This is a genomic window from Streptomyces sp. NPDC088707, from assembly GCF_044752725.1.
Taxonomy (GTDB): Bacteria; Actinomycetota; Actinomycetes; order Streptomycetales; family Streptomycetaceae; genus Streptomyces.
Map to the genome: position 1 here is coordinate 1 of NZ_JBIVLV010000001.1, position 22982 is coordinate 22982.

The following is a 22982-nucleotide window of genomic DNA, read 5'->3' on the forward strand; positions in this document are numbered from 1 at the left end:
TTCAGGATGCCGACAGCTGCGGGCAGGCAGAGAGCGGCGACGGCCCAGAAGGTTGCCCGCCAGCCGAGCAAGGTACCGAGCACCGAGCCACCGGGGACCCCGGCGATCGTGGCGACCGTCGTGCCCGACAGCAGCACGGCCAGCGCACGTCCCTTCTTGTCGGGCGAGACCAGCGTGGCGGCAGCCGTCAGAGCGACCGCGAGGAACCCCGCGTTCGCGAGCGCGGCGACGATCCGGGAGGCGAACAGGACCGGAAAGCTGGTGGTGAGGGCGCCCAGCACGTGGGCTGCCGCGAAAGCGAGGATGAACCCGAGAAGGCTGGAACGCCTGGGCCAGTTGCGGGCAAGCGCGGCCACCAGAGGGGCGCCGACGATCATTCCGATCGCGAAGGCCGAGGTGAGCACGCCTGCCGTCCCCACGGGGACGTCGAGATCAGAGGCGATGTCCGGCAAGAGACCGGCGAGCATGAACTCCGAGGTGCCCATGGCGAAGACCGCCATGGCAAGCAGGTACAGCGGGAAAGGCATCGAGTGGCTCCGAGGTGAGGAGAGGCATGAGAAGGTCATCTCGTCACCGCGGCCAGCCCCAGGGCACACACCGTCCCACCACAGAACGTGGTGCGACGACAGGGCTACAAGCTCAGTGGTTCAGGGGGCTGACGGCGTGACCGAAAGCCCCCACCGTGTCTGACTCAGGACTCGACATGGCCCGCACAGTACCCGACCGACGCCCGTGGAGACACCTTGGTCTCCCGGTGGCTGCCCATGGTCGCGGTCGGGCCGATCCCAGGACGGCCTTAAACGAAATGCCGTTCGTCGACCTGCCGTGGCACAGTCATCGGATGTCCAACGACGTCGCTTTCCCCGTCTTCCGTACCCCCGATCCGGTACTCGCCCTGAGCACCGCGCGCCGTCTCATGGAGTTCGGCTGCTGCGAGTATTCCAGGGTCTCCGCGTACGCGGAGTTTCACTCTGTCGCCGAGGTGCGGCGGGTCGCGAAGCTCATGCCCGGGGGATGGTTCTGCGGGGCATCGGAGCTCGAGGAATTCGAAGGGGTGCCGTTCAAGGACCAGCCCCCTTTCGTGGTGGGTGTCCCGGCGGCCGACCTGCCGGTCGAGGCGTCCGCGTTCGAGGGGCGGCTACCGGTGGAGTGGCAGGTGACCGGCCAGCCGGTCGGCAGCATCGAGGATGCTTTCACCGCGGCGATCGGTCCTGACATGGGCGAGATCCACTGGGATGCGTTGCAGTGGCCAGAGGCGCCCGAGGCGGGCTTCGCCGGCGAGTCCAAGCATGCCGAAGTGACACTCGTCTTCAACACCCACACCCGCTACACGAACGAGCCCGCCGACGATCACACCGTCCTCGTCCACGTCCGCAGCGTCAATATCGACGGTCGCCAGAGAAGAGAGCCGTACGCCCACTGGCTCGCCGCGCAGGTGGGACTCACGGTCATCGGCCCTGCGCAGGAGAACTGACGACGGCCGGCCTCGACCGCACACCGGACGGCGCAGCCGCCGGGACGACGGCACCGCCCGCCAGACCCGGGCGCCCGTGTCACGACGGCGCGAGCCTGACCGGTCATCATCAGCGAGGTGTGGCGCCTGTCCCCTGCCTGCCTATCGCAGCGGCGAGCGCGAGGAGCGCCTCGGCCTGGGCCATCCGCACGCGGGTCTCAGCACTCAGGCGCCCCTTCGACTCCCGCTCGACCGTTTCAAGCAACTTCTGAGCATTGTGTGCATGAGTGGCGTAGTCAGCCATGTGACCTCCAGTGTGAGTGATCCGTACGGTACCGGCCCTTCGAGGCCGGTGACGTCTCGACGGCTCGACCAGGTTCGCGACAGACCACCCTCTCGATCATGCGGCAGTTCGTGAGAGCTCGTTCCGACTGACCTCGCACGAAAATGGATCTTCGCGCACTGTCGGTTGTGACAGGGTGCTCGCATGTCGAATCCCATCGCGTACCCGGTCTTCCGCACCACCGACCCGGCACTGGCGCTGCACGTGGCGCGTCAGCTTGTGGCAGTGGGCGGCCAGCAGTACGCGGAGGTGTCGGTGGACGTCGAGCTGTGCACCGTCCCGGAAGTGTTGCGGATACGCGAGGCGCTGCCGGATGCCTGGTTCCGGAAAGAGGATGTCGAGGACTGGGCGCGGGACCCTTCTGACCCGACGGGCCTGCACGGCGGTGTCCATGCGCCCGAGCTCTCCAGTGATCCGGACTTCCTCAGCTCGCACCTGCCGCTCTGGGCATCAATGGAATACCGCGCCGTTGGCAGCGTCGAGGAAGAGTTCGCCGCCTTGGTGGGCCCGAACATCGGCGAGATCTGGTGGTCCGGTTTGATCTGGCCCGACGTACCGGACCGTGACATCCACGCCGAAGCCAACCACGCCGGGGTGTCACTGCTGTTCAACTGCCGCACTCAAGACCTCGACGAGCACGCCGATGCCCACACTGTGCTCGTCCATGTGCGCCGCAGGAATCGCGACGGGGCCGAGGAACGGCACGCTGCCTGGCTGGCCGAGCAGATCGGCCAGTCCGTCATCGGCCCACCACAGACATAGCCCCCGAGCAGAACCAGCCGCTCCAGGTCGACCACGTGACTGTCCCGTCTTCTCTCCGTTCGGGGAGGGCATGGGGCGGGAGGATCTGAGCGCTGCGGAGTGGGAATGGTTGGGGCCTTCCTCCCGGTCAGTACCAGGCGTTGTGGCAGGTGGCGGGGCCCCGGCAGGTGATCGACGGGATCCTGTACCGGGGGCGGACCGGGATGCAGTGACGTGACCTGCCCGAACGGATCGGGCCATGGAAGACCGTCCACGAAAGGACTTGCACCACGAACGCCTCGCAGGCTGCCTACTTCCCACCGGCCGGGACCGTCCGACGGAACTTGGGAACGACTGCTTCAGCAGGTCCAGTACGGTGCCGACGCAGCGGGTGAGATCGACCGGGGCATCTCGTCGACTCCACCATCGTGCGAGCGCATCAGTACTCGGCCGACGCCCGCATCGAGCTGCATCCGCCCTCTCCCATCCCTGCGCCGCGGCATCTGACTGAGGGAGGGATCCCCTCGCGGCCCCAGGTGCAGAACGTATGCCGGAAGTCAGACCGATTACCCGGAAGCCCGCCAGAGGCATGTGTTGGGACAGTGGCGCTACGGTCCTCAGCCACACCGGCTGGCCGACACGCAAGGAAATCCCCAGCCCGTGAGACGGGCGACCTGTGCCACTGGACTGCGACAGGGAAAGAGCCGCAGGTCCGCGGACACATCCGTGCCACTGATCATGAGACCCTACAGGGGTCCGCCCTCAGGCTAAGCAGACTCCCACCGTGATCGCATACCCCGGCAAGCTCCTCCAGGGCTATAACGAGGCGGCCGATTCAGGCGAGGTCTGCTCGGGTTACAAGGGTGCCAATTCCACCCTGCCGGTGAAGCTGCCACCTACTTGATCGGCAAGCCAGTGGACGCGGGCGGTCTGGTCGCCGTTCCGGTCCCGGGCGTGCACGTGGACGGTGTGGTCCTGCGAAAGTTCGTCCTGCTAGAGGTCCCGGGAATTCACGGTCAGCGTGAGGTAGGCGTACTTCTGCGAGATCTCTTCCAGTCCGGCTTCCAGAACCTCAGGCCATCCGTTCAGATCCCACCGGACAGCCGCGGGGTCTGGCCCCAGGGCGGCGATGAAGGGTTCAGCGAGGTCCCGCGGGCGCCCCCCAGCCCAACACTCGGATCAGCCGACAGTCTGCTGGGTCGTCGCCGGTCTCCGAAGACCCATGCTGTTTGCCGGCCAACGCCCACCATTCGAAGTCGGCAGGCAGTACCCGACGTACTCGCGCCATGACATCCGGCGATCTGATCTCAGCCTCGAAGTCGACCTCTCCCTGCTGGAGGCCTGCCACGCCAAGCAAGGTACGCACCGCACGTATCGCTGCAGACAGGTCGCTAGCTGCAAGAGAGTTACTCACCCCGGAACCTTAGGACGGCATCCACGCACTGGCCCGAACAGGTCACCCCGCCCCACGCCCACAGGAACGACTGCGCTCACAGGCATACAGTGACGGGCGTGGACATGCGGACAGTCGTTGAGAACCTCGTAGAGGAAGCCGATCAGCAGATCCGCGATCAGGTGTGGGTCCCCACCAGCGGCGACCGTGCCGTCGCTGCGAAGGCGGCCGCCGACCTGCAAGCCGCCATTGGCGCTCCACACTGTCAGGAGGCGTTGCCCGCGGTCGACCGGCTGGCACACCTGCGGGAAGCACTCGCCGCTCTGGCCATTGCCCTCGCCCACGTACACGGACGCCTGGCCTGGTTCCTCGGCGCAGCCGTCACCGTCTTCACACCAGTCCTGCACTGGCGCGCCCTGCCATCTGAAGACGGCCCGACCTTCGGCGCCATCACCCCAGAACCCCAGCAGTACACCGAAGCCGAAGACGCGATCCGCCGACTCCAGGGCGCCCTCGCCAGCATCACGGCCGCCTGACGCCACCCCCTAGCGTGTCTGCCGCCAGACGCCACTCGCGCGTGTCCGGGCCGGGTGGCGGTTGAGCCGCGGGGCGGGCTGCCTACGGGGGCCACGTGAAGGGCCGCGCGCGTGGCTAGAAGTCCGAGGGCATCTTGACGTTGAGGACCGCCACCATGCCGTCGGGTCGGGTCGAGGGTCGGGCCCCCGGAACACCACCGCGTCGGCCGTCTCCAGCCCCAGGAGCCGCGCGGCGCTTGTGCCCGGATGCGCGGTCGCCACATGCGCGCCGGCCTCCGTGAGGATCGTCGCCATCGGGTCACTCGCCAGGACCACCCGGCCCACTCCCGAACACCCCTTGCACCGCACCCAGGCCACGTCTACGCCCGTCTTGCTGATCGTCTCAGTGCCGTACGCAACGAGCCCCACCCTGGTGGATCACGGCCCACGGCCGGAAGGATCGAAGGCGGCCCGCCGGTACTGCTCCGAAGTGGGCCGGTCCCCCCGCGCCACGGGATGTGCGCGGACCCAAGGGACGGGGCCGCAGGACTAGCCGACTGGCGCGCGGTTGAGCCGGGGCGGGAAGTCGGCTTCCTGGATTGCTGGGTTTCAGGCGGCGTTGTCGAGGCCGATGTCGAGTGCGTGCCGGGTGCCGGTGAGGTCGAGCAGGCGGGCGAGCGGTCCGGGAAGCGGGCCGATGAGGACGTGCCGCTCGGGCCGGCACTGTGTGTCGGTCAGTGCGTGGACGAACGCGGAGTCGCCGAAGCGCACGGCCGCCAGATCGAGCAGGACCAGCTCGATCTGCGGGGTGCGTACCGCGTCAAGAGCCTCGTGCAGGCAGGGGACGGTGTCGGCGTCGAACTCGCCGGTGAGGACCAGGGCGGCCGTCGTCGGGGAGCCGACGGGGGCGTAGCGGACGAGGGCGTGGCCTCCGTCGGGGCGCCAGGCGGGGACGCCGTCGATGAAGTGGAGGGGGGTGCGGGGTCTGTCGCGCTGGGGTCGGTCGGGTATCACGGGCATCGCCTCGATCCGTGCGGAGAGCCCTCCGGCATGGTGCGCCCGCTGGCCTCCGCGGGGTGCCAGGCGTCGGGGCCTGGCGTCGAGGCGACATCACCGCGGGCGGGAAGGTGGAACGCCGGCGGGACCCGGATCGGTCCGGTCCCCCCACCATCCTCTCCACCGAGCCGGAATGCACACCCCGCAGGTCAAAGCCGTCGGAGAGAGGGGACGGGGTGGCGTGGGGCTGCGGGCCTACGTGACTGGTGCTGTCGTGTGGGCGCCGCGCCTGAGAATCCTTCCGGAGGCAGATCCCCGCATCAGGCGGGTCTGGGCCGCTTGATGCGTGCTGGCCGTAGCGCCTGGACTGACGTGAAGGCAGGGTGAATCACATGGTCTGCCAGCCTGCGGGGTGGCCGCCCGGGTCGTCGGCCAGGACGAGGGTTTAGATCCCCGCTGCCGACGTGCACCGTCTGCTCGACGACAGCACCCGCCCCGCCTTCGGCTCCTACCGGCGAGCGTTCGCCGCCATCGCTGCCACACACCGCGGCCGGCTCGCCGCCCAATCGTGCCGCTTCTGCGCGCGGCTTTCTTCACTGTAGTGGGCCCTGCCCACGGCGGAGCCCCGCCCCGGCCCCCGATCCACGGATTGCGCGGGGACGGGGCCCCGTTGATGCAGTGCTGTCAGTGGCCGGGCGACAGCGCGTCGCCGGAGTGGTCGATGACATTGCCGTTGGAGCAGTTGTTCTTGTGGTTGCCGGTCCAGTCACTCAGGGCGGGAACCACGGCGAGCTCCTGAATGCACACGTCAGCGGCGGTGAAGTTCCAGTTGTTCGCCGCGTTGACCCCACTGCCGAAGTTGCTGTCGTTGTCGGCGAAGGCAGGCGTGGCGGCGGAAAGAGCCGCGGCAGCCAGCAGTCCGCAAGTGATGATCTTTCGCATGACTGGTGAACGGTCCTTGCTTGTGTAGGTCACGCGAAACCGGCCGAACGTGAAGGGCCCGCGCCTCCGGTCACGGATTCAGCGAAGGACGGTACCGAGGTCTTGCGGGAACCTAGCGTTCCCGCAAGTCTTGCGGCGGTCCCACGACCGTACGTCCTCCCGGGCGGGGACGCGGTCATGCGCCCCCGGCCGATGCGCGGACGGCCTGGCCTGCGGCTTCGCTGAGCGTTCGCGCGCCGGAGGTGCTGAGGCGGCCGCTGCCGCTCTCCAGATGGGCGCGGACGAACCATTGGAACTGCTCCAGCTTCGCCAACTGCCCGATCAGCATGTCCTCCGTCACCGGGTCGATGTCGCCGGCCGTCTTCATAGCGGCCCGATGGTCCTCGATGACCCCGGTATAAACCAGGTCCAGCGCGCCGAGGTGTGCGACGGCGTCGGCGCGTCCCACTTCGTAGTCGTCCCAGGTGCGCCCCGCGACGAGGACGCCCGGCGTGCCGATCGGGACCCCGCCGAGGGCGGCCATGCGCTCCGCCGTGGAGCGGCCCTGAGTCTCTCGCGGTCAGCCGGCCTTGGCCGGTTCCTCCGCTCGGGCTCGGGTGGAGGCGAGGGGGTAGGAGTCGGTGCCGGTCTCGATGATGGTGCCGTTGAAGGTTAGGAGGTCGACGATGGCCGCGCAGAGTCGGGGGTCGGTGAAGGTCTTGGTCCAGCCGCCGAACTGGTGGTCTGCTCGGCCATCGCCGGGGCTCCTTGGTGTCGGTGGCGCCTTCCTGGGTGGTGCGCATCCATCAGACCGGGTACGGGCTGCCTGCTGTAGAGCAAGGACTGGTGACTTTCTGGGGGAAAGGTAGGCAGTGGTCAGCGCAGGTCCAGCAGTGTCTCCACGGCCCGCTGGTGGATGGCGTAGACGGTGGGGAGCTCGGCCAGGGAGGCGCGCTCGTCGATGCCGTGCAGGCCTTCGTAGGGGACGCCGAACCCGGCTGTGGCGGGGATGCCGTGCCCGGCGAGGAGGTTGCCGATGTTCGACGGGCCCGCAGTCTTGGCCCGGACGTTGAGCCCCGCGGCTCGGGCGGCGGACAGCAGCGCAGCGGCCGGCTGTTCGTTCTCCTCCAGCCGGAACGCCGGCCAGGAAGCGACTTCGGTCACCCTCGTCGGCAAGGGGGCGGCCAGCTCGGCGTCGAGTTCGATGGCGGCCTTGCGGACCAGGGTCTCGGCGGCGTGCGCGTCGAAGGAGGGCGTGGTGCGGACATCGACGTTGATGTCGACCCGGTCAGGGGTCACAGAGAAGCCCTCACCGCCGTGGAAGGCGGTGACGGTGAGCTTCGGCCCGAGCAGGAACCCGGAGGCGCCGTCGGGACCCGGCAGCTCGGCGGCGTCGAGCAGGCCCACCAGGCGCGCGGCGCGGGTGATGGCGCCGGTGACGGTGCGGCTGGAGCCCGAGTGCCCGGACGGCGCGTGCACGGCGATCGTGGCGCGCCATAGGCCGCGGCCGCCGACGACGACCTCGTCCATGCCGGGATACCCGATGATCACCCCGGCCGGGCGGGCGGCGTCAGGGTCGGTGAGGTAGGCGCGGGCGCCGCCGAAGTTGCCGGTGTGCTCGTCGACGTCCAGGAGCACGGCGAGGCCGCCCGCGAAGCCGCGCCCGCGGGAGGCGAGGTCTGCGGCAAGGTGGCAGTACATCGCGGCGGCAAGCTTCGAGTCCGCCGCGCCCCGTCCCAGCAGCCACCCGTCCCTCACCTGCCCGCAGGTGGGATGGAACGACCAGCGGGTGCTGTCGCCGTACGGGGCGGTGTCCACGCATGCGTCGAGAGTCCACCACGGGCCCGGCCGGTCGCCGGCGACCTCGACAAGGAGCCCGACCAGAGCGCCCGCGCTGTCGTGCAGGCGCCGGTGCGACACTGCGCGGGCGGTCAGCCACTCCTCCAGGACGCCGAGGACGGGGCCGTAGTCGTCGATCCCGCCACGGCTCGGCTGGCGGATCAGGTCATGCGCGAGCCTCACCACCGACCGCATCGTCTCGTCCTGCCCGGCCTCCCGAGGGCTACTGCTCATGCCCTTGCCACCCCAACTTCCCTATCTGTGGCGCACGGGCACATCCCGCACGTCCCGTATCGTGCCCAGCAGCCGCCCCGCCGCGCATGCCTCTCGCCCGTGGTGGACCAGCCCGGCCGCGGCCTCGCGGCCTCGCGGCCTCGCGGCCGAGGACGATGCCGCAGTCGAAGCCGTCCGCACTGTGCAGGAACGGCAGCGGCACCACGGCCTGGCTCTCCGAGGCCACAAAGAAGCGCTCCAGCGTCTCCCCCCGGTCGACCAGCCCGATGCTCAGGGTCCGGACCCCGTTGCGGCGCTCAGCCGGATCCCTCAGCTCCATGAGCCGCATCAGGTGCTCGGCCAATTCCGGGTGACGAGGCGGCCCGTAAAGCACCCGCGTGTGCATGAGGTCCGGGTTCTGCGCGACGGCCAATTCGATCGCACTCAGATACGCCTTCTCGCGGCTCCGGCTCCCCGCCACCACCAGGTGCTGCTTAGCGCCGACCACCACCGAGGTCATCGCCTCCACCAGGTCGGCCCACCGCGTGATGAGCGTGCCCTGCGCCTGGTGCAGAGCCTGCGCAACACCGTTCTGCCCGTCCTGGTGAGCGAACAGCACCTCACTCGGCTTGCCGTACAGCTCCACCAGACCGCGCCGGTTCCGCAGCCCGTACGCCGCCGTCCCGACTCCCACGCGCTGAGCTGACTGGTGTCGCTCGTCCCGCCCGTGTGTTCAGCTCCGCGACTACCTCCTCCAGCGTGAGGTTCTTCTCCAGCCGTGCGCGCTTGAGTTCCGACTCTCCAGACGTTCTCATCGTCGTCTCCTCCCGACTCAGCCGTGCCCTCAGAGGTCTCAGATCGCCGTGCGGTTGTGCCAGGTGGCACAGAGCGGGGACGGGAGCGCGCCACCAGATGCGTCCCATGCCCGCGTCCCTGCGGCTCACCCTGTTCGTGCAGGGTGCAAGACCACGCGTCTGTTTCCCGGGAGCAGCATGAGGAAGTCCATGCGCAGGTTCTGCATGGCCTGTGGTCCGCGTTCGCGGAGGGTCTTGGGGTCCCAGTGGAGCCAGATCTCCGGCCGGAGGGCGGGTAGGTCGTTCAGGTGGTCCCAGTGGGCGTGGGGACGCTACCTGACGACGGCCTCCACTTCGAGCGACCCCTACGGCGTCCCATGCCGCTTCCGCCGGTCCTTGGGCGAGTCCGAAATCGATCCGGACGCAGAGCCGCCGGAGGCGGGCAGGCAGTGGACGAAGGCCTGCTCGATGCGCTTACGCAGTGTGGAATGCGGCCACACGCGTTCGGGTCGGTCACGGGGCGGTTGAGGCGGTTCGGGACATGGGGTCCGGTGCGTTGGTGATGATGAGGGAGACGTTTTGCCCGCCGAAGCCGAAGGAGTTGCTGAGTACGGCCTCTTGGGGGGCGTCTCGTCGGTCTGCGACGATATCGAGGTCGATGTCGGGATCGACGCCCGCGGTGGTGAGGTTGCGGGTGGGTGGGATGACGCCGTGCTTCACGCTGAGGACGGCAATGAGCGCTTCGATGGCGCCGGCGGCGCCGAAGAGATGGCCAAGGGCCGCTTTGGGGGCGGTGACGGTGGCGCGGCCGAAGACTTCCCTGATTGCGTGTGCCTCGGCGACGTCGCCGACGGGGGTCCCGGTGGCATGGGCGTTGATGTGGCTGATGTGTTCGGGGGTCATGCGGGCTTGTGCGAGGGCTTTGCGCATGGCTGAGATCTGGCCGGAGCCGTCGGTTGCGGGTGCTGTGATGTGGTGGGCGTCAGCGGCGATGCCGGCGCCCGCGAGCGTTGCGTGGACGCGTGCGCCTCGTGCGGTGGCGTGTTCGGCGCTTTCGAGCACGACGACGGCGGCGCCCTCGCTGAGGACGAATCCGGTGCGGTCCGCTGCGAACGGCCGGGAGGCTGAGGCGGGTTCGGTGGTGTGGCGCGACAAGGCTTGCGCCTGGACGAAGCCGGCGACGGTGATCGGGGTGATAGCGGCCTCGGTCCCGCCTGCGATGACGACGTCCGCCTCGCCTGAACGGATGAGCATGGCGCCCAGAGCGATCGCTTCGGCGCCGGAAGAGCACGCCGAGACCGGCGTGTAAACCCCGGCCCGCGCGCCGTATTCGATACTGATCAGCGCTGCCGCCGCGTTGGGCATGAGCATCGGGACCGTGCGTGGCGAGACACGCCGGGTCCCCGCCGTCTCCAGTACGTCGTCTTGCTTGAGCAGCGTCCTCACGCCCCCGATGCCGGTGCCGATCGCTGATGCGAGTCGGTCGGCATCCACCTGCGGGGTGCCGGCGTCGGCCCAGGCCTCGGCCGCCGCTATGAGGGCTGCCTGCTGTGAGCGGTCAAGGCGCCTGGCCTGTACTGGAAGGAGGAGGTCGGCGGGGTCGATCGCCATGGTGCCCGCGATGACCTTGGGGAGGCCGGTGTCTCGGTGGCTTGGCAGGACATCCCCGCGAATGCCGGACTCGCCGGCCAGCAGGGCGTTCCATGTGGACTCCACGTCTTGACCGAGTGGTGTGATCGCACCGAGTCCGGTGACGACGACTTCTGTCCGGTGCATGCCCGTAGACCTTTCTTGTATGCGATACAAGCGAACGGCTTTGTTGTATCACATACAATGATGGTGTGGAGAAGAAGCGAACCGCAGCACGATCGACGCCGGCTCCGTCGCGGGACCGGGGTCGTGCGACGAGGCGCCGTCTGATCGAGGCAGCCGCACGGCTCTGCCGTGAGCGGCCCGGCGCCGAGGTAAGCGTCGCGGAGATCGCGGACGCGGCGGACGCCTTCCCCAACCAGGTCACCTACTACTTCGGCTCCAAGGACTCGCTGCTCGTGCACGCCGCCTTTCTGGCCTTGCTGCACGACGCCCGCCGCATTGAGCGCCTCGGTCGTCAGGCCGCCGATGCGGCGGCATTCCGACGCAACATCGCACGCGCAGTCCTGGCCATGCCCTCGCTCCCCTCGGTCGCGCGAGCACTCGCCGGCGGGATCTCCAAGCCGGAACTCGCCCCCGTGGTCGACCGACACCTCCAGCTGCTGTTCCGGCAATCCGAACACTTCGTGAGCCAGATCATCGACAGCCGCGGCTGGAAAACCCACCGCCCGCTCAGCGTGGAGACCAGGACGTTCTGGAGCACCGCGCTCGGCGCAGTACTCCTCGTCCGCGCCGGCGCACACGGCACCGTCGCCGAACTCGACCTCGCCGGAGCGCTGACCATCCACGACCAGCCGGAACACGACTAGGCAGTTTCTTACGGATCACTGCACGAGACCCGAGCGTTGGTGGTGTGATGACTTCCTGCGACCTGAGCACTGTGTGACCAGGAACCACATCGAGGTGTGGCAAGAACGCGTGCTGTCGTCGGGGCCGGAATGGATCAGGTTCGGGACGGTGCTGCGCGGCTCACTCCTGCCGATCCTGGTCTGGACCGGAGTCGCCTGCTTCGTGTACTTCGTCTACAACCCGCTCGTAGCGACGGTCCTCGCCGGTCTCTTCGCGTTGTCGTTCATCGTGGGGTTCGCGTGCGTCGCAAGGCGAATCAGTCGGTCCGCTGCAGCGTCTACGGTGCGCTGGGCGGGGTGCTCGACAAGTCCATGGCTGGGTTCTGAGGCATTGCGGCACAGGCGACCCCTCGTTGTATTGAGCGTGTTGACCGACGCCCAGTGGGCCAGGATCGAGCCCCTGTTGCCGGACCGGACTCCACCGCCGAGGGGAAGGTGGCGTGATCACCGGCAGGTGATCGACGCGATCGCCTGGAAGTACCGGACTGGATCTCCATGGATGGATCTGCCCGCGGAGTTCGGCTCGTGGAAAGGCGCCTACAGCCGTCTGCGGAACTGGGCGATCGACGGGACCTGGGAGCGAGTGTTCACCACCCTGCTGGCGCAGGCGGACGCTGATGAGGACCTGAACTGGGTGGTATCCGTCGACTCCACGGTCGTTCGGGCACATCAGCATGCGGCTGGATCCCGCAATAAGGGGCTCCGGCCGACGAGCCAGCGGACCACGCCATCGGCCGCTCCCGAGGCGGGCTGACTACGAAGATCCACCTCGCCGCCGACGGCAACTGCCGGCCGCTGGCTTTCGTGCTTACGGCCGGACAGGCCGCCGGCGACGCGCCCGCCTTCACTGACGTGATGGCACGACTGCGCGTCCCCCGCCGTGTCGGACGTCCCCGGACTCGACCCGACATGGTTCTGGCCGACAAGGCGTACTCCTCCCGGGCCATCCGCGAACACCTACGACGGCGAGGGATTCGGACGGTCATCCTGGCCCCAGCCGACCAGCAGGGCCACCGGCTCCGTCGGGGCAGCCACGGCGGCCGGCCGCCCGCCTTCGACCATGAGGCATAAAAGCAGCTCAACACCGTGGAGCGATGCATCAACCGCCTCAAACAGTGGCGAGGGATTGCCACCCGCTACGAGAAGACCGCCACTGTCTGCCTAAGGGCTGTCCCGTAAATGATCTTTGGGGTGGGGGGCTAGATCCTTCCTCGCACGAACCGGGTCCGGTGCCCGAGTACCTGGCCCAGCTCCGTGATGAACTCCGGCAGCAGCGCGGGCCCGTTCCGGAACTCAAACCCCAGGTAAGCGAAGGCGAACCCGTCCCCAGCCCACTCCCATGCGGCCAGCGACACCACCCGTCCGCACGCCGGACACAACACTTCACTCCTGCCGGTGTTCCACCATTCGTCCATGGCCGTCGAGAACACCTCACGGTGTCCGTCCCCGAACGCCACCGCGCAGTAAGGACAGACCGGCGGGCCGCTCTGCTGCGGCGAGAAGAACACCGTCCGCCCCGTGACAACAGTCAGCCCATCGCTCCCGCTCGCTTCCCGAGACCCGGTCACCCGCTCCCACCGTGGCCCGGGATCGTGGTCCGGCAGCCTCACGATTCCCTCGCCCACCAGCCATGCCGTCACCCGTTCCCCGTGCGCGACGGCGTCCTCGGCGGTCGCCTCCAGGTCAACGATCGTCTGAAAAGAGCTGCTCACAGCCGAACGGTAGGCGGCGTACTCGATTCCGCACAGCCCGGGCCATCCTGCACCGCTGCCGCCTGCGACAAGAGAAGGAGGCCAGACTTCCCCATGTGCAGCACGTCCCACATCACCGGCAAGACCTCCTGAGTCCCAGAGATCTTTTACGGGACAGCCCTTAGCCGGACTCCACGTCGCAGCCATCCTCATCTGGTCGGCGCGATGATCCGAGAGAATCTGCCTAGACCGGTTCACCTGCATCACTGCCGCCGTCCGAGGATGCCGTGGACGACATCCACTGACCTCACCGCGCCAGCGCACAGATCCCGTCCTCTGCGACCTTGCCGGCGTGACGCTGATTGCTGTCGCCGTTGACGCGTAGAGCGTCGAGGCATCTGCCCTGCGGCGCATGTCCGGAACCGCGATCGGTACCTCGTACACGCGGCGGGCGGAACGGAGGCGGCTCCGCACGGGGCCATCCCGGCGAACAACGCCGTGCCAACCAGCCCCGCCAGCCGGAGTTCCGGCGCGCCGCGGGCTGACGTGCAGCGGGCGCGGATCGAGCCGCTGCTCCCGCACGAACACCGCGGCGCAGGCGGGGAAGCTGCAGGCGCAGGTGCCATGCAGAGGTAACCGACGCGAGCACCTGCATGCCTTCGCCGGGACCACAGTGGATCCACTGTCTCGCGCAATACGACACGTGCGATGCGCCTGCGACCGGCCGCGGATGTGGAGAAGGGGTCGCGGGCCCTGGGCCCTGAATTCCGCCCAACCCCCTCGGCAGTTGCGCCCAGCCCTCGGCCCTTGCGCACCTGCCCGTGCATGGCGGGGTCGTTGTCGCCCCCCCTACGCCGAAGCTGCGGTCCCTGCGCTGGGGGCGAACCCGCCCCCTGCTCGGCGAACACCTTGATCGCAGCACCCAAGAACTCCACCAGGTCGGGATGGTAGGAATCGTGGAACGCCCTCATGGCCTCGCTCTCGGCATAGAAGAGCGACATGCCGACGTAAGCCTGCCTGGAAGGGATATAGAACCGGCAGGCGATGTCGAAGTGCCTGCGGACAAGCTCCTGGATCTGCTGGTCCCAGGGCAGGGAACCGCCGTCCAGTAGAGCCGTGATCTCCCGGTACAGGACAGTCCAGTCCTGGTGGACTGCCCCCTGTCCACGTGCGACCAGTTGTCGGTTGCGGCAAGGCTCTTCGCCTGCTCCTCAGCCAACGCGCGACGGCACTCATCCTCATAGCTGTTCCCCACGGCACCACTTCCCATCGTTTCCCCACCTCTCGGGTGGGTCCGAGAGGCCGCCGACATGGCGACATCGACCGACCGTCGATGATCAAATGCCGGACCAGGCCGAACGGTGGCACACAGCCATCCCGGCGACAAACCATTTCTCGACCGGCAGCGGGCATCGGAGGGCGCAGCCCTGGCCGCGGGCCGCCGGAGCAGGGCGGTCGGCCACCCGCCCGGGGCCCCTAGGCTCTGTCGTCAAATGTCACGCCCACATCAGGAGTGATGCAAGGGTGAGGGCTGCTTCGTAGGACTCGGTGGTCTTGTCATTTCGGGTGGCGAGGCCACGCCATTGCTTCAGTCGGTTGAAGGCGCGTTCCACGACGTTGCGGTGCTTGCAGGCCTCGCGGTCGAAGGCCTGCGGGCGGCCCCCGCGGCTGCCCCGCCGGGCCCGGTTGCGGGCCGGGTAGGCCCGCTCAGGAATCGTGTGCGGTATGCCGCGGCGGCGGAGCCAGGCGCGGATCGCTTTCGCGCTATAGCCCCTGTCGCCCAGAACATGCTTGGGCCGGACGCGGGGCCGTCCCGGCCCGATCCGGGGCGCCCGGATCGCTTCCATCACCGCGGTGAACCGGGCGCAGTCGTTGGTGTTGCCCCCGTGACGACGAAGGAGAGCGGCCGGCCGCGGAGGTTGCCTGGTGAGCGGAGTCCTGTACGCCGCGCTACCCGAACTTCTCGGCGGCTTCGGCACCGGACTCCTGCTGGCCCTCACCAACGCGCTCGTGCGCTTGCTCCGGGCCAGGTTCAAGCGGGCGCCGGCAGCCCAGTCCGACGGCGCCGCCGTGCCATAGCGCGGCACTACGACTAGAGCGTGTCCCTTGGGAGCGGGCTTCTGCGGCGCTCCTTGCGGTGGCGGATGCCGATGAGCTTCTCCTGGAGGAGCGTGCGGCATGTATCGCAACCTGGCTTCTGAGTGGTGATGCGGTCCGCGGCCTCCCGATCGTGACAGCCCACGCTCGTACCAATCCGCCGGCACTCTGGGCCAGGTCGAGAGGCGTGAGGGACACGAGCAGCAGTGACATCCGGGGCGACACGGGGTCCGCTTATCGATTAGCGGACCCCGGTGTCCGGCATGAACGCGGCCCTGTCATCCGTCCATAAGTCTCTTACGCACGCGTCAATGGAGACTCTGCAGTGGCGCGGCCGCGTATCCCTTACGGTTCAGCTCGTTCGGCGTCCCGCGGGCGGGACCGGCGGGTCTTCCGCAGGGAGCGCACGACGCCCATGAGGGTGAGCACGGTTCCGTTGAGGATGAAGCTCGCTACCAGCGCCAGCGTGAGGGAAGAGCCGGTCAGCATTCCCGCCAGTACCAGCAGGGTGTTGAGGATGATCACGATGAGCGCGACGGTGTCGTCGCCGATCCAGGTGGGCCGCCGAGAGTGCGGGGGCTCAGCTGCCACCTGAGGGGAGGGGATGTCTACGGAGATGGAGTTGCCCAGCCGCAGACTGATCGCTGTGACACCCCCGGCTTCAATCGATCTGTGAACGGCGACCTCGGCCAACTGCAACCGACGGAGCTCCAGTTCCGTTTCCCGATGCTCTGCCTGGTCCTGGAAACCCTGGCGTGTGCGCTCCCTCTCGTCCTCCCGGGCCCACATCTCGCGCCGCTCGTAGTGCCTCAGCTCCTCCTTCCTCAGCGCCACCATCTCGGGGTTGAGGCGCTCCTCGGGCGAACTCGGAGGCGCGGTGTAGTACGCCCCGCTGACGTCGTCGGTGAGCCCCTCACTCTCTTCAGGACCCAGCTGGCCGAGGTCGTCTTCGAGGGCCGGACGAGCGAGGAGCCAGCGTCGTGCACCGCGGCGTTCAGCGTGTCGATGCGTGCTGTTTCGTCGGGGTCGAGGGCGAGCTTGTCCAGGGCGAGCCCGAAGCGCCGAATCCTCTCCCGCTCCAGCGTTTCAGCGTTCAGTGCGTCGATGCGTCCCGCCTCGTCGGGGTCGAGGGCGAGCTTGTCCAGGGCGAGCCCAAAGCGCCGGATCCTCTCCCGCTCCAGCGTTTCGGCGCCGGCGGTGTTCCGCTCCTGTGCTTCGTGCATGGTCACTGGTCACCTCCTCGCCCGTCGGGCTCTTGCTCGAGCGCTCGTCGTAGCGCCCTCAGTCCGTCGTGGCAGTGGCGCTTGACGGTGCCTTCCGCGATGCCCAGGGCCGTGCTGACCTCTGCGACGCTCAACTGGTGCAGGTGGCGGAGCTTGACGACGGAGGCTTGACGTTCGGGCAGCATCTGCAGCGCCTCGTGGACAACGATGGAGGCGATCACCTCCTCGTCGGCCGACACTCTCGCCTCCTCGTACTCGCGCGCCAACTTCTGGGCCAGTTCCCTGTCCTGGTAGACCGTCTTCCAGTAGGCCTGACGCAGGTCTCCGCGCCCACTGACGCCGGACAGCGAGGAACGCGTCCTGCAAGATCGTCTCGGCCTCGCCCGCCGGGACCCCGGATGTCAACAGTCTGCGGTGCATGGAATCACCGTGCAGGGCGAAGAGAGCGATAACCTCGCCGTCGAACTCCTCGTCGCTCACGAAGTGATCTCCCCCGGCGTGGGGCTCTGCCGACTGGGCTCGAGCGGCGCCGAACTCGACGTCCGGCGGATGACCCTCGTACGCCCGCCCGGTTCCGACTCGAAGAAGTCCATGCCGTCCTTGACCTGCGTAACCAGGTCCACGCTCGCCTTGTTGCGTTCGCGTTCGAGCTCCACAGCGGCTGGGCACGGACCCGCTCAGTGAGATACACCCACACACCCCCCAGGCCGCGAATGCCCCTCAATGCCCCCCGGACCGCTGCCGCCGCTTCCATCATGTCGCTACCCCTCCGCTCCCTCAGGTGGACCGTTGACAGCTATATGGGTCAGGCGAAGGAGAGGGTTGGGTCCGTTCACCAGATTTTTCCGGTTGTCCGCCTCTGCCATGGCCTCTGAGTGCTGATGCGGTCCGCGGCCTGCCGATCACGCCCAGCCCGCGCCCGCAGGCTTCTCCCGTGTCGGACGATGACATGCCGGTGCCCCGTCTTCCGCTGGGGACGTAGCGGAAGACGGGGCACGAGTGGGGTCAGCGGCGGTGGTGGCGGTGGCCCCAGGACTCGGTGTCGACGGTGCGGTTGCGGGCGTCGCGCAGGGTCGCGGTGTCGGACTTGTTGTCCCACACGTAGTTGCGGCGGTCCTGGTACACGTCGGTGCGGGTGTCGCGGCCCTCACCGGTGTGGACGAGCGGCCGGCGGGAGGAAAGTCGTTGCACTTGTAGCGGTGGCCGTCCTCGTCCTTCAGGGTCCAGCCGTCGAGGTCGATCACCTGGCGGGTGTTGTTGCTGATCTCGACCCACTCGGCGTTCAGCGACCGCACGGAGCGGTTGTCGCGTCGGGGGATGTCGGCCTGGACACGGCTGATCTCCACCTTCGGCGTCCGGTGACGGTCGCCGTCGTAAGCGGAGGCCGGCAGGGCGACGATCGAGACCATGGCCCCGGCCACGAGGACGGTCGCGGCGATACGGCGGGCGGACGAAGAAGCAGACATGGGGGATGTCCCCTCAAGAACGGTGCCCCACAAGCCGAAAGAAGCTGGTGAAGCGGTGCGGTTCCGGCCCGGTGCGGGGCCGAGGACCCCGAACTCCGCGGCCCCGCCCCGCCTGTTGGAACGCCGACTGAGGCCCGATACCGGGTGCGGACATTCCCGTCACAGTCGCCTGCACCCGGCACGCATATGCCACAGACGTCCCGGACATTCACTGACAGCTACACCCACCCGCACAGTGATCACCGGCAAGCCCTTCCACGCTCCGGCGCACCACCAGGAGCACCACCCGGCGCACTGGGCCAGTCGCGTGACTCGGGCGGGTAACAGCTGTCCTGCACGTTTCTTCGCACAGGCCTGCCCCCTTCCGCACATGCGAGCGTCTTTCGAATGCGGTCTAACTGCCTCCGAGCGTGGGCGATGTCAGTGGCGGTCAGGCGCTCGCGGCCGGGGCGTGCTCGGTCAGCGTGATCACTGCCGCAGGACGAAGTCAGCCTCCCGCCCTGCCTACACCAAACCCTGTGAACCCCAGTGAGATGCCCCGGACCTGGTCCTCAGGTCCGGGGCATCTCGCTGGGTACTCGCCGGCGACGCGCTCATGGTGCGTCTACGGCTGCCTCACAGGCGGTTCGAGGGGTCGGCGTAGTAGCCGCCGACCTGGCGGTGGTAGTCCTCGTTGCCGAGGTGCTTGTCCTTCTCGAACTCCGGGGCGGCCTTGATCTGGTCCTTGGTCCAGCCGACGTAGACCTTCTCCTCCTGCGCGTCGACCCGGTCGATCGTGCCCGCCGGCAGAAGAACCTCCTTGCCGAAGATCCACGGGCCGGTGTCGACCACGATGTACGAGGAGCCGACCTCGTCGGAGTGCTTGTCGACCTTGCCGATCGAGCCGTCGGCCGCCTCGACCTTGTAACCCGTCAGGTCGGCACCGACCGTACGACCGGACGTCTCGCGGTAACTTGGTCCCGAGCATGACGGGCATCCCTGGGCAGGGCCGCGATCAGTCCCGTCGTAGCAGGGTCCGCCCATACGGACGTTGAAAGCGGCCTGGCCGGGCATCCAGTCCCGTCGAGAACGACGACGGGGGGCAGGCTTGTCACCCAGACGGACCGTGACACCATCACGTTTGTTCAGAACGGCGGTGTGCCGGGCCAGGGACTGGGTGACGGTGGGGGCGGCTTGGGGTGGTGCTCCTGAAGGACGACTACGGCTTGTTCCACGCGGCCGAGGTCGATGAGGTACCCAGCCAGGTCATGTCTGTTGGCCGGCGAGTGGGGTTCGAGTGCGGCGACGGCCTCCTCGAGACGTCCGGCGCCGGCCAGCAGGCTGGCAACGTGTGACACCGCGTACGACGTCCCGCCCTCGGGATGATTACTGGTCTGCTCAACCGCTTCGTCAACCCGGTCACAGGCGGCCATCAGCGGAAGCCGGATCCAGAAGAGCTCCCACTCCTCCTCGTCGCGACGTGCCTTGAGGGCGTCGAGGTAGGCCAGGCCGTCCTGGGGACGGCCCTGGTCGGTATAGAGGGTGCAGAGCATGTGGACGATCCAGTCCTCGGCTCCGCCGGGCGCGTCGGCCAGTGCGCGCATCACCTCAACCGCCTCTTCGACCCGGCCGTGGCGCGACAGGAGTTGTGCGAGATCCACTGCCACGTTTCCCGGGCAGATGGACGCGTCACCGGCCTGCCGGTACACGGCGATCGCGCCCTCCACGTCGCCGCGTTCCTCCAGCAGTTCCGCCAGACGCCGAGCGGCGTGCCCGAGCGGCTCGGTTGCCGCGTAGGCGTGCAGTTCCTCGGTTCGGCCTTGCCGGGCCAGCAGATCGGCCAGCTGATCCTGGTTGTTGAGCGAGTTGTTTTCCCGGGTGCGCAGCATGGCGATGGCGTCGTCGATGTGGCCTTGGCGTTCGCGGATCGTGGCGAGCAGTCCGATCGCAGTGTCGGGGTCGAGGCCACGGCAGCACCATGGTTCGTCGCACCGGTGCTCGTCGGGGATCTGGGCGGCGAGCAGCGCGGCCGCTTCGTCGTCCCGGCCGGCGTCGTCCGCGACGTCGGTCAGGGCAGCGGCGAGGGACCGGTCCTGAATGTGGGGTCGCAGCAGGTCGAAGGCCTCGTCGCCGCGGCCGTGGCGAGCGAGCAGCCGTGCGTGGAATTCCAGTGCCTGCGGGTGCCCGGCCTGCATGCGTGATCGGGACAGCGCGATCGCCTCGTCGGCCCGCCCCCAGCTCTCCAGCAGTTCCGCCGTGGTCCTGACAGCCGTCCACCATCCCGTGGCGACGTAGGGTGTGAGCACCTCCAGCGCCTGTTCCTCGCGGCCCTGACCGGCCAGCAGCCGCGCCCACTCCCGGGCGCAGAACCACTCCCCACGACCGGCCCACAACTCCACCTCCTCGACATGGCCGAGTTCGAGAAGCCGGGAGACCAGATGCGGCGGGATGCAGCCGGACTGCGTCCGGACCCGATAGTCAAGAGCACCAATGTCCACGACGACGTACCGTAGCCCCACCCACTGACGGCGCCGGTAACTTTCGTGCCGTCCCCATGGAAAGCGAGCGACGGAACCACACGCTGCCTGCATCGCTGGCGCGAGCCTCTCCATCACCGGGGCGGAGCGGGAATACCACACGGTTCGAATGACGCTCCCCACCAACTGGCGCGAGCGCCTGGACCGCGGCCCGGCGTGAGGCCTACGCGAACGACAGGACGCGGCCGCGAGCCTGGTAGCCGTGACCGGTCGGTCGAACCGGTCGAAGAGCGACCGGGACCCGCAGGGCTGGATGCCGCCCCTGCCCGACGCCCACTGCCGGTATATCTCCGAATGGGTCGCCACCAAGCTCCGCTGGGGCCTCACCGTCGACCAGGGCGAGGCCGACGCGCTGAGGGTGTACGCCGAAGCCTGCGAGACCACCGTCGTCCACTACACCCCCGCCCCGTAACCAGGTCAGAGACGTACTGCGCCCCTCCACCGGGGATCGATGGTGCAGGGGCGCACGGGGACGCGGATCAACAACCAGTCGGCCCGAGCGGTGACATGCCTGTTGACGGCGGAAGTCTGCTGACGGTCCGCCTCGGCACCCGAGGGCAGACCGTGGACAGCACTCCCCACACCCGTCGGTATTCGTCGCGCACGGAAACAGATCAACGACCAGTCGCCCCGACCTCCCCCTGACCAACATAGAGACCTGGCGGCGACCTGCTGATGGATCGTCGCTCGCAGGATCGATTCCGCCACGCGGATGACTGAAGCGCTGCGGCATGATTTGCCGATCCCCCGGCCTCTGTTGGTCACCTTCTTCCGCGGCCGGTCTAAGGCGGAGCGCTGCCGGTTGGCCTCGCGCGCGGCCGGGTCGATGATTCCGGCGACCGTGGTCGGGCTACGGAGCGGGACGAGTCCGGTCTCGGGCAGGTCGCCCGGGACCGGTCGTTCAGTGGCGGATCAGAAAGCGGTGGCGCCGCTCAGAGCCCACCAGGAGTAGTTGTAGTGGTCGACCTTGCGCAGGCCGCCGCCGGAAAGCCCCTGGTACTCGTAGAGCCGGCCACTGCCGGACGCCTGCAGGTCAGGGCGTCCATCGCCGGAAGTGTCGCCGACGGCAAAGATGTGCTCCATGGAGTTCCAGCCGCCGGCGCCGATGAGCTTGCGCGCACCGAGGCCTCCGGAAGCCGTTCCGGGATAGAGCCACAGCTTGCCTGTGCCCTTCTCCCTGGCGACCAGGTCGGCGCGGCTGTCCCCGGTCATGTCGCCGGCGCCGACGAGGGCGTTCAAGCCGTTCCAGCCGCCGGCGCCGATGAGCTTGCGCGCACCGAGGCCTCCGGAAGCCGTTCCGGGGTAGAGCCACAGCTTGCCCGTGGTCTTTTCCACAGCAAGGAGGTCGGAGCGACCGTCGCCGGACAGGTCGCCGAATGCGCTCAGCGAGCCCAGAGAGTTCCAGCCACCGCTGCCGATGAGCTTGCGCGCTCCGAGGTTCCCGTTGCCGGTGCCCGGGTAGAGCCACAGCTTGCCCGTGGCCTTCTCCCGGGCGATCACGTCCTCGCGGCCGTCACGGCTGAAGTCACCGTGCCGTGCGAGCGCGTCAAACGCCTTCCAGCCGCCGGAGCCGATCAGACGTCCTGTGCCCTGACCGGTCAGGAACCACAGACGCCCGGCCTCGTCACGCAGCAGGGCGTCCGCGCGCCGGTCGCCGTTCATGTCGCCGAACCCGCCGGCTCTCGGCGATGTCTTGCTCTCCCAGTACGGATACGGATCCGCCTCACAGTCGCGCAGCGCGGGTACGATCCTGATGGAGCTGATCTCATCGCTGCCGCCGCTGGTCGGAATGTTCTGGTCAGGGCTATCCCAGGAGAACCCGCCCGGGCGTGCGTAGTTCTGCTGGTCGTACATGCAGACGTGCAAGCCGGTGCGGTTGTACCGCAGTCGGATCTTGTTGTCCCAGCTGCCCAGGGTGGGCACGCTCGTCTTCGTTTTGAACATCGCGCCGGTGCCGTTGGTGTTTGCCCAGGCACAGAAGTAGCCCTTCGGGCAGTCGCTGGTCGCCGCTTGCGCGGGCGTCGCACCGGCGCCAAGCAGCCCCAGCGAAGCGATCCCCAGCGTCGTGGCCAACGCGGCCGCGCGCTGAAGCAGAGTGTTGCGCATGGATTCCCTCCCTTACGCGGCACGGAGAACAGTCTCGACACGCCGCGCCAGGAAGATAACCCAACCTACGGGCAGGCTGATCAAGCACCTGGGGTCGTCACCGGATCCGTGGCGGCGCCATCCGCCCGTCAGTCCTCGGCACGCCCTCCCCGGGACCAGCCCGACCCGCCCCGCTAC

21 protein-coding genes and 5 pseudogenes are annotated in these 22982 nt (G+C 68.4%); 7 read left to right on the forward strand and 19 right to left on the reverse strand.

Annotation, left to right across the window (positions count from 1 at the left end):
• Positions 1–527, reverse strand: a 527-nt coding sequence (locus ACIP84_RS00005; protein WP_401792590.1) for an MFS transporter, incomplete at its 3' end; no start/stop codon positions are given.
• Between the two features lie 314 nt (positions 528–841).
• Here ACIP84_RS00005 and ACIP84_RS00010 point away from each other — a divergent pair.
• The 3 genes from ACIP84_RS00010 (at position 842) to ACIP84_RS00020 (ending at position 4466) form a co-directional block, all read left to right on the forward strand.
• Positions 842–1474: a hypothetical protein gene (locus ACIP84_RS00010; protein ID WP_401792593.1), complete on the forward strand. Its 633-nt coding sequence runs from the start codon at positions 842–844 to the stop codon at positions 1472–1474.
• Positions 1475–1940: 466 nt separating this feature from the next.
• On the forward strand, positions 1941–2558 hold the full coding sequence (locus tag ACIP84_RS00015; protein WP_401792596.1) for a hypothetical protein: 618 nt from the start codon (positions 1941–1943) through the stop codon (positions 2556–2558).
• A gap of 1497 nt (positions 2559–4055) precedes the next feature.
• Positions 4056–4466 carry a hypothetical protein gene (locus ACIP84_RS00020; protein ID WP_401795551.1) on the forward strand — a complete coding sequence of 137 codons (411 nt, stop codon included), beginning with the start codon at positions 4056–4058 and terminating at the stop codon, positions 4464–4466.
• Positions 4467–5054: 588 nt separating this feature from the next.
• On the opposite strand, the gene ACIP84_RS00025 is transcribed toward ACIP84_RS00020, so the two are convergent.
• The 7 genes and pseudogenes from ACIP84_RS00025 to ACIP84_RS00055 form a co-directional block, all read right to left on the reverse strand.
• Positions 5055–5465 carry an STAS domain-containing protein gene (locus ACIP84_RS00025; RefSeq protein ID WP_401792599.1) on the reverse strand — a complete coding sequence of 137 codons (411 nt, stop codon included), beginning with the start codon at positions 5463–5465 and terminating at the stop codon, positions 5055–5057.
• Positions 5466–6125: 660 nt separating this feature from the next.
• Positions 6126–6383 (reverse strand): hypothetical protein, encoded by a 258-nt coding sequence (locus ACIP84_RS00030; RefSeq protein WP_355970433.1) that lies wholly within the window; start codon positions 6381–6383, stop codon positions 6126–6128.
• A 175-nt stretch (positions 6384–6558) separates the two neighbouring features.
• A pseudogene (locus ACIP84_RS00035) lies at positions 6559–6921 on the reverse strand (Dps family protein); the annotation flags it as partial.
• Between the two features lie 21 nt (positions 6922–6942).
• Positions 6943–7098 (reverse strand): annotated as a pseudogene (locus ACIP84_RS00040) (AAA family ATPase); the annotation flags it as partial.
• 140 nt (positions 7099–7238) lie between these two features.
• Positions 7239–8435, reverse strand: coding sequence for a M20 family metallopeptidase (locus tag ACIP84_RS00045; protein WP_401792602.1), 1197 nt, complete (start codon positions 8433–8435; stop codon positions 7239–7241).
• Complete coding sequence (locus ACIP84_RS00050) at positions 8425–9060, reverse strand: hypothetical protein (RefSeq protein ID WP_401792605.1); 636 nt, start codon at positions 9058–9060, stop codon at positions 8425–8427. Before ACIP84_RS00050 ends, ACIP84_RS00045 begins: the two co-directional genes overlap by 11 nt.
• Positions 9061–9721: 661 nt before the next feature.
• Positions 9722–10984, reverse strand: coding sequence for a beta-ketoacyl-[acyl-carrier-protein] synthase family protein (locus ACIP84_RS00055; RefSeq protein WP_401792608.1), 1263 nt, complete (start codon positions 10982–10984; stop codon positions 9722–9724).
• A gap of 65 nt (positions 10985–11049) precedes the next feature.
• On the opposite strand from ACIP84_RS00055, the gene ACIP84_RS00060 reads away from it, so the two are divergent.
• Together ACIP84_RS00060 and ACIP84_RS00065 are read left to right on the forward strand one after the other, a co-directional pair.
• Positions 11050–11667 (forward strand): TetR/AcrR family transcriptional regulator C-terminal domain-containing protein, encoded by a 618-nt coding sequence (locus ACIP84_RS00060; RefSeq protein ID WP_401792611.1) that lies wholly within the window; start codon positions 11050–11052, stop codon positions 11665–11667.
• A 397-nt stretch (positions 11668–12064) separates the two neighbouring features.
• Positions 12065–12885: pseudogene (locus ACIP84_RS00065) on the forward strand (IS5 family transposase).
• A gap of 20 nt (positions 12886–12905) precedes the next feature.
• On the opposite strand, the gene ACIP84_RS00070 reads toward ACIP84_RS00065, so the two are convergent.
• The 3 genes from ACIP84_RS00070 to ACIP84_RS00080 form a co-directional block, all read right to left on the reverse strand.
• Positions 12906–13418, reverse strand: coding sequence for a hypothetical protein (locus ACIP84_RS00070; RefSeq protein ID WP_401792614.1), 513 nt, complete (start codon positions 13416–13418; stop codon positions 12906–12908).
• 242 nt (positions 13419–13660) lie between these two features.
• A complete protein-coding gene (locus ACIP84_RS00075; protein WP_401795554.1) occupies positions 13661–14575 on the reverse strand; it encodes a TipAS antibiotic-recognition domain-containing protein in 915 nt (304 codons plus the stop codon).
• 318 nt (positions 14576–14893) lie between these two features.
• Complete coding sequence (locus ACIP84_RS00080; protein ID WP_401795557.1) at positions 14894–15397, reverse strand: transposase; 504 nt, start codon at positions 15395–15397, stop codon at positions 14894–14896.
• Between ACIP84_RS00080 and ACIP84_RS00085 the strand changes: the two genes are divergently transcribed.
• On the forward strand, positions 15324–15476 hold the full coding sequence (locus ACIP84_RS00085; RefSeq protein ID WP_401795725.1) for a hypothetical protein: 153 nt from the start codon (positions 15324–15326) through the stop codon (positions 15474–15476). The two genes, ACIP84_RS00080 and ACIP84_RS00085, sit on opposite strands and share 74 nt — an antisense overlap.
• A 363-nt stretch (positions 15477–15839) precedes the next feature.
• Here ACIP84_RS00085 and ACIP84_RS00090 read toward each other — a convergent pair whose 3' ends face one another.
• From ACIP84_RS00090 to ACIP84_RS00120, 7 genes and pseudogenes are all read right to left on the reverse strand, one after another.
• Positions 15840–16331: a hypothetical protein gene (locus ACIP84_RS00090; RefSeq protein WP_401792617.1), complete on the reverse strand. Its 492-nt coding sequence runs from the start codon at positions 16329–16331 to the stop codon at positions 15840–15842.
• The gene (locus tag ACIP84_RS00095; RefSeq protein ID WP_401792619.1) at positions 16319–16723 is read right to left on the reverse strand and encodes a hypothetical protein; all 405 of its coding nucleotides are present in this window, start codon (positions 16721–16723) and stop codon (positions 16319–16321) included. Before ACIP84_RS00095 ends, ACIP84_RS00090 begins: the two co-directional genes overlap by 13 nt.
• Entirely contained in the window at positions 16720–16956 is a 237-nt protein-coding gene (locus ACIP84_RS00100; RefSeq protein WP_401792622.1) for an RNA polymerase sigma factor, read from the reverse strand. The genes ACIP84_RS00095 and ACIP84_RS00100 overlap by 4 nt, the downstream gene beginning before the upstream one ends.
• Positions 16957–17722: 766 nt before the next feature.
• Entirely contained in the window at positions 17723–17908 is a 186-nt protein-coding gene (locus ACIP84_RS00105; protein WP_401795728.1) for a lamin tail domain-containing protein, read from the reverse strand.
• Between the two features lie 47 nt (positions 17909–17955).
• Positions 17956–18183: pseudogene (locus tag ACIP84_RS00110) on the reverse strand (lamin tail domain-containing protein); the annotation flags it as partial.
• A gap of 615 nt (positions 18184–18798) precedes the next feature.
• Complete coding sequence (locus ACIP84_RS00115; protein WP_401792625.1) at positions 18799–19206, reverse strand: PRC-barrel domain-containing protein; 408 nt, start codon at positions 19204–19206, stop codon at positions 18799–18801.
• 101 nt (positions 19207–19307) lie between these two features.
• Entirely contained in the window at positions 19308–20660 is a 1353-nt protein-coding gene (locus ACIP84_RS00120) for a tetratricopeptide repeat protein (RefSeq protein WP_401792628.1), read from the reverse strand.
• A gap of 164 nt (positions 20661–20824) precedes the next feature.
• On the opposite strand from ACIP84_RS00120, the pseudogene ACIP84_RS00125 reads away from it, so the two are divergent.
• Positions 20825–21111 (forward strand): annotated as a pseudogene (locus tag ACIP84_RS00125) (HNH endonuclease); the annotation flags it as partial.
• Between the two features lie 500 nt (positions 21112–21611).
• Here ACIP84_RS00125 and ACIP84_RS00130 read toward each other — a convergent pair.
• Entirely contained in the window at positions 21612–22805 is a 1194-nt protein-coding gene (locus ACIP84_RS00130) for a peptidase inhibitor family I36 protein (protein WP_401792631.1), read from the reverse strand.
• Positions 22806–22982: the final 177 nt, after the last annotated feature.

Bases quoted from the DNA above. Each gene is read 5' to 3' on its own strand.
- ACIP84_RS00010 (WP_401792593.1), top strand. From the start codon at position 842: ATGTCCAACGACGTCGCTTTCCCCGTCTTCCGTACCCCCGATCCGGTA.
- ACIP84_RS00015 (WP_401792596.1), top strand. From the start codon at position 1,941: ATGTCGAATCCCATCGCGTACCCGGTCTTCCGCACCACCGACCCGGCA.
- ACIP84_RS00020 (WP_401795551.1), top strand. From the start codon at position 4,056: ATGCGGACAGTCGTTGAGAACCTCGTAGAGGAAGCCGATCAGCAGATC.
- ACIP84_RS00025 (WP_401792599.1), bottom strand. From the start codon at position 5,465: ATGCCCGTGATACCCGACCGACCCCAGCGCGACAGACCCCGCACCCCC.
- ACIP84_RS00030 (WP_355970433.1), bottom strand. From the start codon at position 6,383: ATGCGAAAGATCATCACTTGCGGACTGCTGGCTGCCGCGGCTCTTTCC.
- ACIP84_RS00045 (WP_401792602.1), bottom strand. From the start codon at position 8,435: ATGAGCAGTAGCCCTCGGGAGGCCGGGCAGGACGAGACGATGCGGTCG.
- ACIP84_RS00055 (WP_401792608.1), bottom strand. From the start codon at position 10,984: ATGCACCGGACAGAAGTCGTCGTCACCGGACTCGGTGCGATCACACCA.
- ACIP84_RS00090 (WP_401792617.1), bottom strand. From the start codon at position 16,331: ATGGTGGCGCTGAGGAAGGAGGAGCTGAGGCACTACGAGCGGCGCGAG.
- ACIP84_RS00115 (WP_401792625.1), bottom strand. From the start codon at position 19,206: ATGGGCGGACCCTGCTACGACGGGACTGATCGCGGCCCTGCCCAGGGA.
- ACIP84_RS00130 (WP_401792631.1), bottom strand. From the start codon at position 22,805: ATGCGCAACACTCTGCTTCAGCGCGCGGCCGCGTTGGCCACGACGCTG.